At 78.0% G+C, this 495-nt stretch carries 1 pseudogene; it reads left to right on the top strand.

Features of this window, described 5'->3' with window-relative positions:
• Window positions 1–495 (top strand): annotated as a pseudogene (locus tag ACOV8S_RS15940) (ATP-dependent helicase); the annotation flags it as partial.

Below are 495 nucleotides of genomic sequence, written 5' to 3'. Positions count from 1 at the left end.
GCCCCGCACCCCGCCACCGGCTTCTGGGGCGGCGTCCTCGCGCTGGCCCTGCGGCTGCTCGCCCGCGAGCGTGCGCTGCCCGGGGTCTCGCCGGGCGGCTACGACTCGTGGCGGGCCGGGCCGTTCGACGCCGAGGACGTGGAGCGCCTGCGGGAACTGGTGGCCGCCGCCCCCGCGGAGGCTGTCGCCGCGCCGGACTCCGACGTCACCGCCCTGGTCCGCGGCTTCCTGGACGCCGTCGCCGACACCCTGCCCCGCACCCCGGCCGCGCCCGTCGCCACCGGGCGCGCCGCCTTCGCCGCGACCGAACCGCAGTACGTGCCGCAGCTGCGGGCCTGGGCCGACGAGATCTCCGCCGGAGTCGACTCCGGCGTCCGCGTCTCCCTGCAGATCGAGATCGTCGACCCGGGAGGCGCGGGAGGCGCGGGCGGCGCAGGAGGGGCAGGAGGCGCAGTAAGTACGGACGGTGCGGACAACACCGGCCGGACAGGAAGC

Source organism: Streptomyces sp. CO7, assembly GCF_053474865.1.
Note: the sequence above shows the minus strand (reverse complement) of the source record. Positions and strands in the feature narration are given on the sequence as shown.